General features: G+C 54.4%; 14 protein-coding genes and 1 pseudogene. 6 read left to right on the plus strand and 9 right to left on the minus strand.

The genetic code is table 11. The features are described from left to right. Positions 1-5: 5 nt before the first annotated feature. The 5 genes and pseudogenes from AACY26_RS05000 to AACY26_RS05015 all read left to right on the plus strand — a co-directional run bounded on the left by AACY26_RS05000 (position 6) and on the right by AACY26_RS05015 (position 5604). Positions 6-533 carry a pilus assembly PilX family protein gene (locus AACY26_RS05000; RefSeq protein ID WP_339511545.1) on the plus strand — a complete coding sequence of 176 codons (528 nt, stop codon included), beginning with the start codon at positions 6-8 and terminating at the stop codon, positions 531-533. A gap of 13 nt (positions 534-546) precedes the next feature. Beyond that, positions 547-894, plus strand: coding sequence for a hypothetical protein (locus AACY26_RS05005; protein WP_339511547.1), 348 nt, complete (start codon positions 547-549; stop codon positions 892-894). 10 nt (positions 895-904) lie between these two features. After that, a complete protein-coding gene (locus tag AACY26_RS05010) occupies positions 905-5167 on the plus strand; it encodes a pilus assembly protein PilY (RefSeq protein ID WP_339511549.1) in 4263 nt (1420 codons plus the stop codon). Then, positions 5167-5238: pseudogene (locus tag AACY26_RS21345) on the plus strand (prepilin-type N-terminal cleavage/methylation domain-containing protein); the annotation flags it as partial. The gene AACY26_RS05010 and the pseudogene AACY26_RS21345, both read left to right, overlap by 1 nt. Then, on the plus strand, positions 5230-5604 hold the full coding sequence (locus tag AACY26_RS05015) for a type IV pilin protein (RefSeq protein ID WP_445261279.1): 375 nt from the start codon (positions 5230-5232) through the stop codon (positions 5602-5604). The pseudogene AACY26_RS21345 and the gene AACY26_RS05015, both read left to right, overlap by 9 nt. 66 nt (positions 5605-5670) lie before the next feature. On the opposite strand, the gene ispH is transcribed toward AACY26_RS05015, so the two are convergent. The 6 genes from ispH to murJ all read right to left on the minus strand — a co-directional run bounded on the left by ispH (position 5671) and on the right by murJ (position 13372). Then, positions 5671-6615: a 4-hydroxy-3-methylbut-2-enyl diphosphate reductase gene (ispH, locus tag AACY26_RS05020; RefSeq protein ID WP_339511553.1), complete on the minus strand. Its 945-nt coding sequence runs from the start codon at positions 6613-6615 to the stop codon at positions 5671-5673. 132 nt (positions 6616-6747) lie between these two features. Next, positions 6748-7185 carry an FKBP-type peptidyl-prolyl cis-trans isomerase gene (locus AACY26_RS05025; protein ID WP_339511554.1) on the minus strand — a complete coding sequence of 146 codons (438 nt, stop codon included), beginning with the start codon at positions 7183-7185 and terminating at the stop codon, positions 6748-6750. Then, positions 7178-7690: a signal peptidase II gene (lspA, locus tag AACY26_RS05030; RefSeq protein WP_339511556.1), complete on the minus strand. Its 513-nt coding sequence runs from the start codon at positions 7688-7690 to the stop codon at positions 7178-7180. The genes AACY26_RS05025 and lspA overlap by 8 nt, the downstream gene beginning before the upstream one ends. Next, positions 7683-10514: an isoleucine--tRNA ligase gene (gene ileS, locus AACY26_RS05035; protein WP_339511558.1), complete on the minus strand. Its 2832-nt coding sequence runs from the start codon at positions 10512-10514 to the stop codon at positions 7683-7685. The genes lspA and ileS overlap by 8 nt, the downstream gene beginning before the upstream one ends. A gap of 35 nt (positions 10515-10549) precedes the next feature. Next, positions 10550-11476 carry a bifunctional riboflavin kinase/FAD synthetase gene (gene ribF, locus AACY26_RS05040; protein WP_339511748.1) on the minus strand — a complete coding sequence of 309 codons (927 nt, stop codon included), beginning with the start codon at positions 11474-11476 and terminating at the stop codon, positions 10550-10552. A gap of 357 nt (positions 11477-11833) precedes the next feature. Continuing rightward, entirely contained in the window at positions 11834-13372 is a 1539-nt protein-coding gene (murJ, locus tag AACY26_RS05045) for a murein biosynthesis integral membrane protein MurJ (RefSeq protein WP_339511559.1), read from the minus strand. Positions 13373-13563: 191 nt separating this feature from the next. On the opposite strand from murJ, the gene rpsT reads away from it, so the two are divergent. Then, positions 13564-13836 (plus strand): 30S ribosomal protein S20, encoded by a 273-nt coding sequence (rpsT, locus tag AACY26_RS05050; protein WP_010489670.1) that lies wholly within the window; start codon positions 13564-13566, stop codon positions 13834-13836. 125 nt (positions 13837-13961) lie between these two features. Here rpsT and AACY26_RS05055 read toward each other — a convergent pair whose 3' ends face one another. The 3 genes from AACY26_RS05055 to cgtA all read right to left on the minus strand — a co-directional run bounded on the left by AACY26_RS05055 (position 13962) and on the right by cgtA (position 16853). Then, entirely contained in the window at positions 13962-14426 is a 465-nt protein-coding gene (locus AACY26_RS05055) for a CreA family protein (protein ID WP_339511562.1), read from the minus strand. 11 nt (positions 14427-14437) lie between these two features. Continuing rightward, positions 14438-15556 carry a glutamate 5-kinase gene (proB, locus tag AACY26_RS05060; RefSeq protein ID WP_339511564.1) on the minus strand — a complete coding sequence of 373 codons (1119 nt, stop codon included), beginning with the start codon at positions 15554-15556 and terminating at the stop codon, positions 14438-14440. 79 nt (positions 15557-15635) lie between these two features. Beyond that, positions 15636-16853 carry an Obg family GTPase CgtA gene (cgtA, locus tag AACY26_RS05065; protein ID WP_339511566.1) on the minus strand — a complete coding sequence of 406 codons (1218 nt, stop codon included), beginning with the start codon at positions 16851-16853 and terminating at the stop codon, positions 15636-15638. Positions 16854-16923: the final 70 nt, after the last annotated feature.

Raw genomic sequence — 16923 nt, forward strand, 5'->3', positions numbered from 1 at the left:
TCACTATGAAAACGACTCAACACTCTCTAGAGCAACAGCAAGGCGCAACCTTATTGGTAGCGCTTATTTTTCTGGTAGTACTTACAGTTGCCGGTATCACGGCTGCCCGCTTTGCGACCAATGAAGAGCGCATGGCCAGCAGCAATCAGTTTCGCAATGCCGCCTTCCAGTTAGCGCAGACTGAAATAAGGTCGCAAATGGCATTTTTTGGTAACCAAGCCAACCGGGGACTATTACAAACGGCAATCGACCTCACAAAGGCCAATGCGGCAGCAGAACCGAATGCAACATTAAGGCAGCGATTCCCAGACCTGAGAGTGTTCACGGACTTAACGGCATTAACCACCGCGCCGGGGCTAACCCAAACAAATCAGTTGCGCAGCATGGGTAAACTCGACTGCGCAACCTTCGGCGAAGGTTACTCTTTTGATTCCTACACCTGCCGACAATACGAAATGAAAACACGTTCAACAATAGCCGACAGCGCTTACTCTGATCAGACTCAGGGTTTTGTTTTCTTCAACCTTAAATAAGGACAAGACCCTAATGAAAAAGTTAACAGCGCTTATCTGCATGCTAGTTGCAACTGTAATGCTACCCGCTCCTGCCATCGCTGACGACGCAGAACCAGAACCGCTCTATATCGAAAGCGCCGTTTTTATTTTAAATATTAAAAACTCAGCACCTGGAACCATAGACGGCACAGTGCTAGCTACCCCCTGCACAGGTTGTGCGCCGGTAACACTAAAACTGGATGACGACACAGTAGTTTATTTAAACGGCAAACCAGTCGAATACAAGCAGCTAGGCCTTAAAATCGACTGGGAAGGCTCTGTGTTTTACACCCCATCTCGTATCCCGGTTGCCACTGAACTTTTTTTGAATCAAAACTGAGGACTCGACCATGAGCCTGACCCGTAAACTCGCAATTGGCGCCTCAGCCTTTACCTATTTAGCGTTGTCATTAAGCACCGCACTGGCCGATGACACCGAAATCTATACCACTCGTGATTTACCAGCTGATCAACGGGTCAGGCCAAATATTTTATTTGTTATTGATACATCAGGCTCAATGCAGAACGGTGTCCCAGGCACCGATTGCAAGTCACTGGAACCTCTTGAAAACAGTAGCAGAGGCATGCCCAGAAACTGGTGTACGAGTACAGAGGGGCGAAATAACAGAACCAACAATGGCCAACTCACTCGTATCCAAGTCGTCAAGCAGGTCGTCAATCAATTAGTCGACGAATTAGCGATAACCAATGATTCAAACATCGGCCTTGCTCGCTTTAGCTCTGACGACGAAGGCGGGTTTATCAATAACCCGGTCCAACAAGCCAGTATGGTTGCTAACTCCTTCAAGTCAAACCTTAGTAGTTACTATGCAAGCGGCTCTACTCCGTTGCTTGAGAGCTACCATGAAGCTGTTCAGTATATGCGCGGCAGCAGCCTCATTTACGGCAATAGCTCACGTGGTGTGTATGAGGATGAAACAGGCTCGAGAACACGAAACCCTTGGAACAGTGACAATGGTTCTCGTAGTGGCAATACCTATACATCACCCATAACCAACTCATGCCAAAAATCCAACATCATTGTTCTAACCGACGGTCTGCCTAACAATGACAGTAGCAGTAACAATACAATTTCGAGCTTAACGCGTACCGGCAAATCTAATACCCAATACACATCATGCAACCAGAACTACCCCACAGATGGCGAGCGTAATGCTGGCTGCTGGATGCCGGGCCTAGCAGAGTGGATGGCCAATAATGACAGTGGCCCCGCCTCCTTGGCTGGCACGCAAACGGTTTCTACCTACACCATTGGTTTCGGTAATATCAGCGACACGCGACTGCTGGAGGACACTGCAACCCTTGGCCAGGGGAAGTTCTTTGTCACCTCGGACACATCTGGTCTTGTCAGCTCCTTAAAGTCTATCGTTACCGACATTCTGGCTGAGAACACCACCTTCACCACGCCTACAGTTTCGGTAAGTGCTTACAGTAACTTCGGTTACCGCAATGACCTTTACTACGCTCTGTTCCGCCCTGCCAAAGGTGCTCGCTGGGTTGGCAACGTTAAAAAGTATAAAGCTACTACCACCGTCGATGGCGACCTCATCGTCACAGACAGCCGGGGATTGAATGCCATTGACTCCAGCACAGGCTTTTTTAGCGATAGCGCACAAAGCTTTTGGAGCCCGTCCGCCGATGGCAAAAATGCTGAAGCTGGTGGCGCAGCCAGCCGCTTACCTAACCCCGCGACACGGGTCATCTATACTTATACAGGCACCAATATTGAACCAAGCGCTAACCCGGCACCTGTCAATTTAGCGAGCGGAAACGACAACAAGCTGGTGACCAATAACGCTGCCGTGACCAAAGCATTGCTTGGCAGTGCGTCAATGACCGATACACAAAGATCCAACATCATTACATGGGCGCGAGGCACCAATCCGGCAGACAACTCTAACCGTTATCAAATTGGCGATATTCTGCACAACACCCCCAAAGTTGTCGCTTACACCAGTGATGAAGACCTGACCCGGGCCAATACCAATAACAGTCAAGATAAGCTGGCGCTCTTCTATGGCACCAACGAGGGCTTCATTGGTGCAATCAATCCAGATACTGGCGCTGAGTACTTTTCATTTATACCTAAAGAACTGCTCGGTAACTTAAAAGCTTATTACGAAGACCCGCAGGGCAGCGTTAATAAAAAATACGGTATGGATGGCCAGTTTGACCTAAACGTCAGCTATGGCGATGTAAATCAATCGACCAAGTTGCGTACTGTAACTGCAGTCAATTTATATGCAGGCATGGGCCGTGGTGGCAGAAACTACTACTCGCTGGACGTGACACCGAGCACCGCTGGTAACCCATCGTCCATCAGCCCAAAACTAAAATGGGTAATACGAGGCGGTGCAAGCACCGGTTTCGCACGCTTAGGCCAAACCTGGTCGACACCCAAAGTCGCCAAGGTCAACTGGAATGGCACTGCTACAGACGTACTGATTTTTACCGGTGGCTATGATCCTATCCAAGACAACGACACCACACCGGATCTGCCCAAAACAGATACTTACGGCAATGCGCTTTATGTGGTTAACGCCGCTACGGGGCAAAAACTGTGGATGGCAGGACCTAGCGGTGATACCGACGCCAACCTGAAGTTAGCAACCATGACCAACAGCATGCCCGCTGACCCAACCTTGGTTGACTTAGGCGGCGATGGGCTGATTGATACCATCTTCACCTCCGATACCCGCGGTCAAATCTTCCGCTTCGACATCAAGTCCAACAACACTGGCGCCGGCAACTTTGCAACCGGTGGTCGAATTGCCAATATTGCTGGCACTGATCAACTGAACAACCGCCGTTTCTATAACAAACCAGACGTGTCGCTAATCAAAGAACGCGGCGGCAAAACCTATTACACCATCAGCATTGGCTCGGGTTACCGTGGCCACCCGCTGAGTGAAGCAACTGTTGATCGTTTTTATATGATTAAAGACGCTAACGTCTATGCGGCTCCGGCAACCTACACCTCGATTACCGAAAGCAATCTAACCGACGTTAGTAGCGTTAACCTGTCATCCAGCCAAGCCGCTGAAGTCCAGAGCAATATTAATGATGTACGCGCTGAAATTGATGCCCTTACCGCAAGCGAGACAGCAGCACGGGAAAACTTCAGTAACTATCAGAGCTCTATCGGTTATACCGCTAAGGCAGAAGAGTTGCTGGCAGCCAATGCCAGCATCAACCAGAAACAAAGTGCGATCGATGCAATTCTGACCAACGATCCATATGTTACAGCGCACGCTGATGAGGCGAGCCAACAAACCCAGTTGCATAGCCTGACCGTAGTGGCTCAGGATGGCTTGAAACAAGTTACTGAGTTACAGCCAACCACTGCCGAGGCCTCGGCCTTTAAAGCGGCTCAGCTGCAGAATGATGATGCGACCGACTGGGGAGCGCTCCAGGCGCGAATCACCGCGCTGGCAAACTCTCCAGTCCAAGAGAACGACTACAACGCGATTACCGCAAAAGAACAAGAGATCATCGCTGCTCGCGAAGTGGATGCGGATACCACAGCACTTGAAGCTGAGCTGGACAGCCTTAACGACAACTACCAAAGCTCTGCAGATGTCACTGCCCGCGCGGGTATCGTTGACCAGATCAGCGAAATCAATACTGCAATGGCCGAGGTCAAATCCCTGCAGCTCGAAACCTTTAATGCTTATAACTCAAGTGACACAGCGACAGGCGATGCAAAGAAAGCTCAGCTAGCCTCCAAGCAAGCAGAGCTTGAGACTTTGCTCGCAGGCCTTCCCCCCGCACCGGGCGGCATTGACAATGCCGAGCTGCTTGCAGCGACTACAGCAGCAGATCAAACAGCACTGGAAGGCGTAAGCTCACCACTAGAAACTCAGGCCGCGCTGCTGCAGACCCTCCAAACCGAGCGTCTGGCACTTGCTGGTGTAGCATCTGGGCTTCAGGCAGATATCCAGGCACTCGCTGACCGGGCTTATGATCCATCCAGCAATCTGCTGACGGCTACCGAGCTGGCTGACGCAACCGCCAAAGATGCAGATGCTCCATTGACTATGTTTGATGCCCATAACTACTTGATCAATAAAGCTCAAGCGGAGGCGGCAGCACAAATTCCGGGCAAGCGTACAGAGATCAACGACTTGTATGCCCAACTCACCCCCGGCGATGAGTACACTCCGGACCCAACCACGCTAGCCAACAGCAGCGGCTGGTTTATACGCTTCCCAGCGGGCGAGAAGGTGTTGGCCAACTCAGTAACATTTGCGGGCGCTGTATTGTTCACCACCTTCCGGCCTAACGGTTCGCAAGTGACAACCTGCGGCCCTGACGTTGGGAGCGGCCGCTTCTACGCCCTGAATATCACTGACGCCAGTGCCGTATTTACCCAGAACATATCTGGAACAAAAACACCCAAGCGCAGCTTTGACCTGACCCATGGCGGTATCCCTTCAAGTCCTGCACCGATAGTAAGCGATGACAATCCCGTAGGCTTACTTTGCGGTGCAGAGGGCTGCATTAAAGACGAGGATAATGTCGAATGCGCCGAGGGCCAAAAAATCTGCGAAATCAAGAACCCAATTCGCGGTCTGTATTGGAGAGAGAATTAATGTTTAGGCAAAAGGGTTTCACCCTGATGGAACTGATGATCGTCGTCGCGATTATCGGAATTTTGGGCGCGATTGCTTACCCTAGCTATCAGAACTATGTTCTGCGCGCAGGGCGCTCAGATGGGCACGCATGGCTGATGCGCATCATGCAGGCTCAGGAGCGGTTCTACTCACAAAACCAGACCTACACTGCGAATCTAGGCGCAGGTGGTTTGGCAATGACCGGTAACGCAAACGCTGCAGTAATCTCAGAAGACCAGCGCTACAGCATTACTGCTGCGGCCTGTGCCGGTGCTACTATCGCCACCTGCGTGATGCTAAGCGCTGCGCCTCAGGGTGCTCAAGCCCGAGATAACGAGTGTGGCACGCTAACCCTGAACAGTCGTGGCACCAAAGGTGAAGGTGGCACAGCAGCGAGCTTCCAAGACTGCTGGTAAGCGCAAAACTACCAATAAAAAAACCGCACACTGTGCGGTTTTTTATTGGCGAAATTAGCGGAACAACTATACCTGCTTCACCCGCAGCTCTTTAGGCATCGAGAAGGTTACATTCTCGGGTCGGCCGAGGAGTTCGCTTTCGCCGGTTGCGCCCCAGGCGTGTAGCTGGGAGATAACGCCACGCACCAGAACTTCTGGTGCGGAGGCGCCAGCAGTGATGCCGATGCCGTTTACACCGGCAAACCATTCTTGTTTGAGGTCTTCGGCGCCGTCGATCAGATAGGCTGGCGTGCCCATGCGCTCTGCAAGCTCGCGCAGGCGGTTGGAGTTGGAGCTGTTGGGGCTGCCGACGACCAAAAGCACATCGCATTCTGCGGCCAACTGTTTGACCGCATCCTGGCGGTTCTGGGTGGCGTAGCAGATGTCGTCTTTGCGCGGCCCGCCGATGGCTGGAAACTTGCTGCGCAAGGCATCGATGACTTTACTGGTGTCGTCCATCGACAGCGTGGTTTGGGTAACAAACGCCAGCGCTTCAGGGTTACGGACTTCCAGCTTTTCGACGTCTTTCTCGTCTTCGACCAGATAAATAGCGCCGCCATTACTGGTGTCGTACTGACCCATGGTGCCTTCGACTTCTGGATGGCCCGCGTGGCCGATAAGCACGCATTCGCGCCCTTCCCGGCTGTAACGCACCACTTCCATATGCACTTTGGTCACCAGCGGGCAAGTCGCGTCAAACACCTTCAGCCCGCGGCGGTCAGCTTCAGTCCGTACGGCCTGGGAAACACCGTGGGCACTAAAGATAACGATGACATCGTCCGGCACCTGATCCAGCTCTTCGACGAAGACCGCGCCCCGCGCACGTAAATCTTCGACCACAAACTTGTTATGCACCACCTCATGGCGCACATAGATTGGCGGCGAGAACACTTCCAGCGCACGGTTAACAATCTCAATTGCGCGATCAACGCCGGCACAGAAGCCACGTGGGTTTGCGAGTTTAATGTGCATACTGGCCTCGTTACGCCGTGCAATTCGAAAGATACTGGGTAATTAGCCTACATCAGGTGGCGCGCAGTGCATATCAGCCACCTGTGTACGGTCTCGTAGAAGCAGGGGCCGGCGCCCTTCTACCGCACTCGATCAGAGTGCCTTAACCTCGATGATTTCAACATCAAAGCTCAGGGTTTTACCCGCAAGAGGATGATTGAAATCGATCGTCACCTGGGTGTCATCAAACTCTTTGACCACACCCGGCAGCTCGGCGTTGGCTGCATCATTGAAAATAATCAGCAAGCCTGGGGACAAATCCATGCCCTCGAACTGGCTGCGCGGCATCACCTGCAGGTTTTGCGGGTTTGGCTGGCCAAAGCCCTGCTCCGGCAAAATTTCAATGCTGCGCTTGTCGCCAGCCTTGAATCCGAACAGCGCCGCTTCAAAGCCCGGTAACAAGTTGCCGTCACCCACCTTGAAGGTGGCTGGCTGCTTGTCGAAGGTACTGTCAACCACATCGCCGTTTTCCAGCTTTATGGCGAAATGCAGAGTCACTTGCCGGTCCGGGCCAATACGTACATCAGACATCCGCTTGCTCCTCGGACTTTTTACTTTTGAACATGTCCAGACCCAACAGAATTGCACCTACAGTGATTGCGCTGTCAGCAAAGTTGAATGCAGGGAAGTGCCAGCGGTTCTGCCAGTGCACCAGAATAAAATCGACCACATGGCCCAACACAATGCGGTCAACCAGATTACCGATAGCACCACCCAGGACCAGCGATAGCGCCACCGCAAGCAGGGTTTCATCGGCTTTCAGGCGTTTCAGCCAGACCACCAAGACAACACTCACTGCGATCGCGATTGCAGCAAAGAACCAGCGCTGCCAGCCAGACTCAGCCGCGAGAAAGCTAAAGGCCGCGCCCTTGTTGTAGGCCAGCGTCCAACTGAACAAATCAGGAATCACCACGATTTGCTGGTACATGCTCAAGGTGTTGTCGAAATAGAACTTGCTGGCCTGATCGATGACGAACACCAAGAGCGTCAACCACAGCCAGGCAAGCCGCCCAAAGCGGCTTGAGACATTAGGCATAATGGCGAACCTCGCCAGCGCCTTCGATGTTATCGACACAGCGACCGCAGATTTCCGGATGCGCCGGGTTCACACCAACGTCTTCACGGTGATGCCAGCAACGGCCGCACTTGGCATGAGTCGACTTGACCACTTTCAGCTTCAGGCCAGCCACTTCAGTCTCTACCGCATCCGCCGGAGCCGCGCTAAGCGGTGCCAGGCTTGCGGTTGAGGTGATCAGGACAAAACGCAACTCGTTGCCGAGCTTGTTCAGGTCAGCGATCAGGCTGTCTTCGCCATATACAGTCACTTCAGCTTGCAAGTTGCCGCCGATGGCTTTTTCCTTGCGCTGGTTTTCCAACTCTTTGTTGACCGCAACCTTGACCGCCATGACCCGCTCCCAGAATTCGCGGTTCATTTCGACGTCCTGCGATTGCTCGGCCAGGCCTTGATACCAGCCATTGAGCATCACCGATTCGTTACGCTCGCCCGGCAGGTACTGCCAGATTTCATCGGCGGTGAAAGCCAGGATTGGCGCAATCCAGCGAACCAGCGCTTCGGCGATGTGGAACAGTGCAGTCTGACAAGAGCGACGCGCAACACTATTGGCCGCCGTGGTGTATTGGCGATCCTTGATGATGTCGAGGTAGAAACCACCCAACTCCTGCACGCAGAAGTTATGCACCTTCTGGTACACATTCCAGAAACGGTAGCTGTCGTAGGCTTCCTCGATTTCACGTTGCAGCAGCAAGGCGCGATCCAGAGCCCAGCGATCCAGCGCAAGCATTTCATCGACAGGCAATGCGTGCTCGGCTGGCTCAAAACCGCTGAGGTTTGAAAGCAAGAAGCGCGCGGTGTTGCGGATACGGCGGTAAGAGTCAGCGCTGCGCTGCAGGATGACGTTCGAGACTGCCATCTCACCGGAGTAATCGGTCGACGACACCCACAGACGCATGATATCCGCGCCCAGGCTGTCGTTGACTTGCTGCGGTGCAACCACGTTACCCAGCGACTTGGACATCTTGCGGCCGTTTTCATCGACCACAAAGCCGTGTGTCAGCAATTCCTTGTATGGCGCATGCCCATCGATTGCACAACCGGTGAGCAACGATGAATGGAACCAACCACGGTGCTGGTCGGAGCCTTCCAGGTACAGGTCTGCACGCGGACCAGAAACGTGGCCCAAGGCATGGGAACCACGCAGGACGTGCCAATGCGTGGTGCCCGAGTCGAACCAGACGTCCAGCGTGTCGCTGATCTTGTCGTACTGCGCGGCTTCATCACCGAGCAACTCGCTGGCTTCGAGCTTGAACCAGGCCTCGATACCTTCGACTTCGATGCGCTTGGCGACTTCTTCCATCAGCTCAGCGGTGCGCGGGTGCAGGTCGCCGCTTTCCTTGTGCAGGAAGAACGGGATCGGCACGCCCCAGTTACGCTGACGCGAGATGCACCAGTCAGGACGGCCAGCGATCATGCTGTGCAGACGCGCCTGGCCCCAGGCTGGAACGAACTCGGTCTGCTCGATAGCACCCAGCGCACGCTCACGCAGCGTGCCACCTTCATTGGGTTGCTTGTCCATGCCGACGAACCACTGCGCAGTCGCACGGTAGATCAGCGGTGTCTTGTGGCGCCAGCAATGCATGTAGCTGTGCTGGATCGACTGATGCTTGAGCAACGCACCCACCTCATCGAGCTTGGCGACGATATTTGGGTTGGCCTTCCAGATGAACTGGCCACCAAAGAATGGCAGCGATTCAACATAGACGCCGTTGCTCTGTACAGGGCTGAGGATATCGTCGTTGCTCATGCCGTAGCCTTTGCACGAACGGAAATCGTCCTCGCCATAGGCCGGGGCGGAGTGGACGATACCGGTACCGGAACCCATCTCGACGTATTCAGCCAGATACACAGGCGATAAACGCTCGTAGAACGGATGACGGAAACGAATCAGCTCCAGCGCCTCGCCCTTGGCGGAAGCAATGACGCTGCCTTGCAGGCCGTAACGCTCAAGACTGCTTTCGACCAGCTCTTCACCGAGCAGCAACAACTTGTCGCCCACATCGACCAGCGCGTAGTTGAACTCAGGGTGAACGTTCAGCGCCTGGTTGGCCGGGATGGTCCACGGCGTGGTGGTCCAGATGACGATGCTGGCAGGCTTTGGCAGGCTGCTTAAGCCGAATGCAGCGGCCAGCTTGTCGTTGTCTTCACAGGCAAAGGCGACGTCGATGGCGTCGGACTTTTTATCCTGATATTCAACTTCAGCCTCAGCCAGAGCCGAGCCGCAATCGAAACACCAGTTGACTGGTTTCAGCCCTTTGAAGACAAAACCTTGCTTGACCATCTCAGCCAGAGCGCGCACTTCGCCAGCTTCATTGGCGAAATCCATGGTGCGGTAAGGCTTTTCCCAGTCACCAAGCACGCCGAGGCGGATGAAGTCGGCCTTCTGGCCTTCGATCTGCTCGCCCGCATAGGTGCGGCAACGCTCACGGGTGAGGTCGGCTGGCTGATTCTTGCCAAAAGTGGTCTCTACCTTGTGCTCAATCGGCAGGCCGTGGCAATCCCAACCCGGAACATATGGCGCGTCATAGCCGGCCAGAGTTTTCGAGCGGGTGATGATGTCTTTGAGAATCTTGTTGACCGCATGACCGATGTGAATGCTGCCGTTGGCGTATGGAGGACCATCGTGCAGCACGAACTTTGGACGGCCTTCGCCCAGCTCGCGCAGTTTCTGATACAGGTTGATATCGTTCCAGCGCTTCAGGGTTTCCGGCTCGCGCGTCGGCAGGCCAGCCTTCATCGGGAACTTGGTATCAGGCAGGTTTAGCGTGGCTTTATAGTCGGTCATTTCGGCTCTTCATTTAAGCGGTCGGCACTATTTATTTAAGTGCGCCAATGGGCACGGGCGGCGGCAATATCGGCAGCAATTGCCGACTTTAGCGCCTCAAGAGAGGCAAATCGCTGCTCATCACGCAGCTTGTGGTGGAACGCCACCGTCAAACGCCGGCCATAGACATCACCGGCAAAATCCAAAAGGTGCACCTCAAGATGGGCGCGACCATCACTTTTTACACTGGGCCGTACGCCAATATTAGCGACACCAGGCCAGGTCTTACCGTCAATTTCAGTGCTGACCAGATACACCCCGGTCAGCGGCACCCGACGGCGCTTGAGCTGAATATTAGCTGTAGGCGCATTCAGCTGACGTCCGAGCTTCTGGCCGTGCAACACACGCCCAGCGATTTGGAATGGGCGGCCCAGCAAATGCTCGGCAAGACTGAAGTCAGCGTTTTGCAGTGCCTCACGAACCCGGGTACTGCTGACGCGAATGCCATCGAGTTCAACGGTAGTTGCGGCCTCGACACTAAAGCCTTCGCGCTCTGCGGCAGCGGACAAAAATGCAAAGTCGCCCGCACGGTCGCAGCCAAAGCGGAAATCATCACCCACTTCCAAGTGACGCACGCCCAAGCCATCAACCAGTACTTTGTGCACAAATTCGGCGGCGCTCAGCTCACGCAACCGGCGATTGAACGCCAGGCACAATACCCGATCAACCCCCTCAGCCGCTAACAGCGCGAGCTTGTCGCGCAAACGGGTCAGCCGTGCTGGAGCTGTATCCGGGCCGAAAAACTCACGGGGTTGTGGCTCAAAAATCACCACGCAGCTGGGTACGCCAAGCTCTGCGGCTCGCTCACGCAAACGCGCCAAAATAGCCTGATGGCCACGATGGACACCGTCAAAATTACCAATTGTGGCGACACAGTCCCGATGCTGGGGGCGCAGATTGTGTAGGCCTCGTACCAGCTGCATAACGCGCTTCTTGCTCATAAAGTGGTCGATTATACGCATACACGACAGCAGACAACAGGCAACAACGTCGCAGCAGATCAGAAATCTGCGACTCAATTAACCCGGTTTCGATTCATCGAACGGATAAGCGTAAGTAAAAAAACGTTACCCGCTCCATCACTGCCAACAAACAACCTTGCTCCGCGTCCTAAGCGGCGGACAGAAAAGCGCTGTCCGCTCTACATCACCTGTAGGGTGCGACAACGCGAAGTTTGTCCACCAAAACACAACCAATATCCAAATACTCGTGCAAACAGATGGCGGGTAAAAAACCGTTACCCGCCCTACTGATTTGGGGCTGGAAAGTTAAGTTGCAAGCTAGGCAATGGCCTTACGCGAAAAATCACGCAACCTGAAGCCCATCAAAAGCAAGCTGGCGAAATAACTGAGCAAGCCTGCCGCCACCAACACACCAAGGCGCAACAAGCGCTCAAGCATGCCGCCAGAGGACCATTGCGGCATGAAATGCATAACACCAAGCAACACCCCAGCCATCACACTTACCGCCACCACCAGCTTGACCAGATACATCGCCCAGCCCGGCTGCGGCTGGAACATATCGGCCTTGCGCAATTGCCAATACAGCAAGCTCGCATTCAGGCACGCCGCCAAACCGATAGACAAGGCCAGACCCACATGGGCTAGCGGACCGATAAAGGCCAGGTTCATAAGCTGGGTTGAAAACAAAGTGAAGATCGCGATCTTAACCGGCGTCTTGATGTTCTGCTGCGCGTAAAAGCCAGGCGCCAGAATCTTCACCAGGATAATTCCGAGCAACCCCACGGCGTAGGCAATCAAAGCCTGCTGGGTCATCAAGGCATCCGTTGCGCTGAATTTACCGTACTGAAATAGCGACACGGTCAAGGGCTCAGCCAATACTGCCAAGGCAACCGCACTTGGCAACACCAGCACGAAACACAGGCGCAAGCCCCAATCGAGCAACCGCGAATAGTCTTCACGGTTGGCGCTGGCGTAGGTTTTCGACAGCGCCGGCAACAGAATGGTACCCAGCGCAACACCAAGCACACCGGATGGAAGCTCCATCAAGCGATCAGCGTAATACATCCAGGAAACTGATCCTGCGACCAAAAACGAAGCAAATATGGTGTTGATAATCAGTGAAATCTGACTGACCGATACGCCAAAAATCGCTGGCCCCATTTGCTTGAGAACGCGCCATACACCGCGATCCTTAAGGTTCAGCCGCGGCAACACCAACATCCCCACCTTTTTCAGGTGCGGCAGCTGGTAAAGCAACTGCAGCACCCCACCGACCAGCACCGCCCAGCCTAGCGCCATGATCGGCGGATCAAAGTAAGGGGTCAAAAACAAGGCAAACACTATCATGCTGACATTAAGCAACGTCGGTACGAATGCCGGCACCGAGAAGCGATTCCAGGTGTTGAGCACGGCCCCGGCAAGCGAGGACAAGGAAATCAGCAATATATAAGGAAAGGTAACCCGCAAAAGATCAGTGGTGAGCGCAAAGCGCTCAGGCTCATCGGCGAAGCCCGGCGCGGATATCCACACGATCCACGGCGCTGCCAAGACGCCAAGCAAGGTCACGAATGCAAGCACCAGGGTCAGCAACCCACTGACGAATGCAATGAAGGTTCGCGTCGCCTCCTCGCCCTGCTGGGTCTTGTATTCGGCCAGAATGGGCACAAAGGCTTGCGAAAATGCCCCTTCGGCAAAAATTCTTCGCAGCAGATTCGGCAACTTGAAGGCCACCACAAAGGCGTCCGAAGCCACGCCAGCACCGAATGTGCGGGCAATAATGGTATCGCGCACAAAACCTAAAACACGCGAGACCATGGTCAGGGAACTAACGGCGGCCAGCGACTTGAGCAAATTCATGAGATAATGATTTTTCCGCATACAAGTGAGCCAGCGGACAATCCACCGGCTCACGAAGGCGTCGAGTGTAGCGGCCTGCCACTTGTCAGGCTATAGCTGGGAATCGTCATTAGTCTTGACAGACGAATACCTTCTAGGCATGATTCGCGGCCTTATTTGTTTGTAACCCCCAATTTTCGAGGAGCTTGACGGTGGCCAATACACCTTCTGCCAAAAAACGCGCAAAACAGGCTGAGAAGCGTCGTAGCCATAACGCCAGCCTGCGCTCGATGGTCCGTACCTACATCAAAAACGTTGTTAAAGCTATCGACGCTAAAGATGCTGGCCTGGCCCAAACTGCTTACACCGCAGCTGTTCCGGTCATCGACCGCATGGCTGACAAAGGCATCCTGCACAAGAACAAAGCAGCTCGTCATAAGAGCCGCCTGAATGCCCACATCAAGGCACTCAGCACTGCTGCTTAATTAGCAGACAGTTCTTGGCGTAACGCCTTAAAAAACCGGTCTTATGACCGGTTTTTTATTGCCTTAAATTTATAGATCAGCTGCGCGAGCAAGCAAATAGCGAACAAGCGTCGCGTTGTCGCGCCCTACTTGGCTGCCGGCCAAGGCATGATTGGAATCGCTGCCATCGAGTTCTGCGGACTGCCCTCGATCACCCTGTCGCTGTACACCAGATAGATAAGCGCACTGCGCTTCTCATCGAAGAAACGCACCACCTGCATGGTTTTGAATACCAGCGAAGTACGCTGCTTGAAGACCTCTTCACCCTCTTCAAGCTTGCCTATGAAGCTAATCGGCCCGACCTGGCGACAGTCAATCGAGGCGTCAGAACGATCTTCAGCCAAACCCAGGCCACCTTTGACACCGCCGGTTTTGGCACGCGACAAATAACAGGTTACGCCCTTGACCTTGGGATCATCAAAAGCTTCGACGACAATCTTGTCATTCGGCCCCAACCACTTGAAAACGGTTGATACCTCGCCAATTTCCTCCGCCGAAACCAGCACCGGCAGCATCATTAAGACACCCAGCAATCCATTTGCCACACGCATAAAGCGCCCTCCTAGACCAGTATCAAATTATCCCGATGAATCAACTCCGGCTCATCAACATAACCCAACAAGCTTTGAATCGCATCAGAGGACTGACCAATAATCTTTTGCGCCTCAAGCGCGCTGTAGTTGGCCAGGCCACGCGCAATTTCTCGACCGTCAGCAGCAACACAAACCACCATCTCGCCACGACGGAAGCTGCCTTTTACCGCACGCACACCGACAGGCAGCAGGCTCTTGCGCCCAGTCGACAACGCCTTGACGGCACCATCATCCAGAACCAGAGTCCCACGGGTCTGCAAGTGCCCGGCAAGCCACTGCTTACGCGCCGCCAACATACCGCGCTCAGGCGCCAGCAGCGTACCCAGACGCTCGCCCGACTTGAGGCGTGCCAGCACCTGCTCGATTGCACCACCGACAATAACCGTATGCGCCCCTGAGCGTGCAGCAAGCCGTGCAGCGCGCAGCTTGGTTTGCATGCCGCCACGCCCCAGAGCACCACCAACGCCACCCGCCACCGCATCCAAGGCCGGATCATCCGCCCGCGCCTCGTAAATCAGCTTGGCATTTGGGTTGTTGCGCGGATCAGCATCGAACATCCCGTCGCGATCCGTGAGGATCACCAACAAGTCAGCCTCGACCAGGTTGGCCACCAGCGCCGCCAGGGTATCGTTGTCACCAAAGCGAATCTCATCGGTAACCACGGTGTCGTTTTCATTGATCACCGGCACCACATCGAGCTCGACCAGGGTGCGCAAGGTGCTGCGCGCATTCAGATAGCGCTTGCGATCTGACAGGTCATCATGGGTCAGCAAAATTTGCGCTGTGCGCCGGCCATGATCGGCAAAGCTAGACTCCCACGCCTGGATCAGCACCATCTGGCCAATGGCAGCAGAGGCTTGCAGCTCATGCATCGCACTCGGGCGCGAGGTCCAGCCCAAGCGACTCATGCCCGCAGCCACAGCGCCAGAAGACACCAGCACCAGCTCTACACCCTGCTCACGCAATGCGACCATTTGCTGGACCCACACAGCCATTGCGGCACGATCCAAGCCGCGACCATCTGCCGTCAGCAGTGCACTGCCTATCTTCACCACCCAGCGCCGTGCGCCAGTCACCTTGTCACGCATGATTCCTCAACCCCAGCCTTGCAGCAAACCAGTCACGAAACATACAAAAACGCCGCTATTAAGCGGCGTTGATAATGGCTTAATCCCGGACGTAAAAGATTTCCGGGCCGTCGTCGTCATCTTCATCATCAAAGTCGTCTTCATCGACATCCTCGACGCTCTTGACACCCGAACGACGCAACGCACGCTGATCATCCAACGCCTGCAGACGCGCACGCGCCTCATCTTCGATGCGCTGATCCAACTCAGCCAACTCAGAGGCAAAGGCTGGATTTTCAGCGATCTTCTCAGTACGCGCCTCAAGGTAGGTCATGATGTCCTGACACAAACGCTGCGTGCCTTCGCCAGAAATAGCCGAGACTACATAGACAGGGCCTTTCCAGTCGAGACTGGCAACGATCTCTGCCACACGCTCATCACGCTCTTCCTCGAGCATCTGATCCGACTTGTTCAACACCAACCAGCGATCACGCTCAGCCAACGCCGGGCTGAACTTGGTCAACTCATCAACGATAGTGACCGCCGACTCGCTCGGATCGGTCAGATCCAGCGGCGCCATATCGACAAGATGCAGCAACAGACGCGTACGCGCCAAGTGCTTAAGGAAGCGAATACCCAAGCCAGCACCATCAGAGGCGCCTTCAATCAAGCCTGGAATATCGGCAACCACGAAACTCTTGTAGCGATCGACACTGACAACGCCCAAATTGGGGATCAGCGTAGTAAAAGGATAATCTGCAACCTTCGGCTTGGCCGCCGATACCGCACGAATAAAGGTGCTCTTACCGGCGTTAGGCAAACCCAACAGACCGACATCAGCCAACACTTTAAGCTCAAGCTTGAGGTCACGCGACTCACCCGGCTTACCCGGCGTGGTCTGGCGCGGCGCACGGTTGGTACTGGACTTGAACCGGGTATTACCCAGACCATGCCAACCACCCTGCGCAACCATCAGGCGCTGACCCGCCTTGGTCAGGTCACCAATCACTTCCTGAGTGCCCGCATCGATCACCGTGGTACCAACCGGCACACGCAGGACCAACTCTTCACCCTTACGCCCCGTGCAATCGGTGCTACCACCGTTGGAGCCACGCTCAGCATCGAAACGCCGGGTGTAACGGTAATCGATAAGCGTGTTGAGGTTCTCATCGGCCATCAAGAACACCGAGCCACCATCACCACCATCACCGCCGTTCGGCCCACCGTTTTCGATGAACTTTTCACGACGGAAACTCATACAACCGTTACCACCGTCACCGGCTTTTACAAAAATCGATACTTCATCGACGAATTTCATGAGTACGCCTCCCGCCAATACAGCGGGTTAACAACAATCAAGGAACACAGGTGCTTGCAAAATTGACCTA

This window comes from Pseudomonas sp. RL_15y_Pfl2_60 (genome assembly GCF_963970595.1).
Taxonomy (GTDB): domain Bacteria; phylum Pseudomonadota; class Gammaproteobacteria; order Pseudomonadales; family Pseudomonadaceae; genus Aquipseudomonas.

What these genes read in the sequence shown, in the direction of transcription:
- ispH (WP_339511553.1), bottom strand. Translation starts at nt 6,615, where the DNA reads ATGCACATTAAACTCGCAAACCCACGTGGCTTCTGTGCCGGCGTTGAT.
- AACY26_RS05055 (WP_339511562.1), bottom strand. Translation starts at nt 14,426, where the DNA reads ATGCGTGTGGCAAATGGATTGCTGGGTGTCTTAATGATGCTGCCGGTG.
- ileS (WP_339511558.1), bottom strand. Translation starts at nt 10,514, where the DNA reads ATGACCGACTATAAAGCCACGCTAAACCTGCCTGATACCAAGTTCCCG.
- murJ (WP_339511559.1), bottom strand. Translation starts at nt 13,372, where the DNA reads ATGAATTTGCTCAAGTCGCTGGCCGCCGTTAGTTCCCTGACCATGGTC.
- ribF (WP_339511748.1), bottom strand. Translation starts at nt 11,476, where the DNA reads ATGCAGCTGGTACGAGGCCTACACAATCTGCGCCCCCAGCATCGGGAC.
- AACY26_RS05010 (WP_339511549.1), top strand. Translation starts at nt 905, where the DNA reads ATGAGCCTGACCCGTAAACTCGCAATTGGCGCCTCAGCCTTTACCTAT.
- proB (WP_339511564.1), bottom strand. Translation starts at nt 15,556, where the DNA reads ATGCGTGACAAGGTGACTGGCGCACGGCGCTGGGTGGTGAAGATAGGC.
- cgtA (WP_339511566.1), bottom strand. Translation starts at nt 16,853, where the DNA reads ATGAAATTCGTCGATGAAGTATCGATTTTTGTAAAAGCCGGTGACGGT.
- AACY26_RS05025 (WP_339511554.1), bottom strand. Translation starts at nt 7,185, where the DNA reads ATGTCTGATGTACGTATTGGCCCGGACCGGCAAGTGACTCTGCATTTC.
- AACY26_RS05005 (WP_339511547.1), top strand. Translation starts at nt 547, where the DNA reads ATGAAAAAGTTAACAGCGCTTATCTGCATGCTAGTTGCAACTGTAATG.
- lspA (WP_339511556.1), bottom strand. Translation starts at nt 7,690, where the DNA reads ATGCCTAATGTCTCAAGCCGCTTTGGGCGGCTTGCCTGGCTGTGGTTG.
- AACY26_RS05000 (WP_339511545.1), top strand. Translation starts at nt 6, where the DNA reads ATGAAAACGACTCAACACTCTCTAGAGCAACAGCAAGGCGCAACCTTA.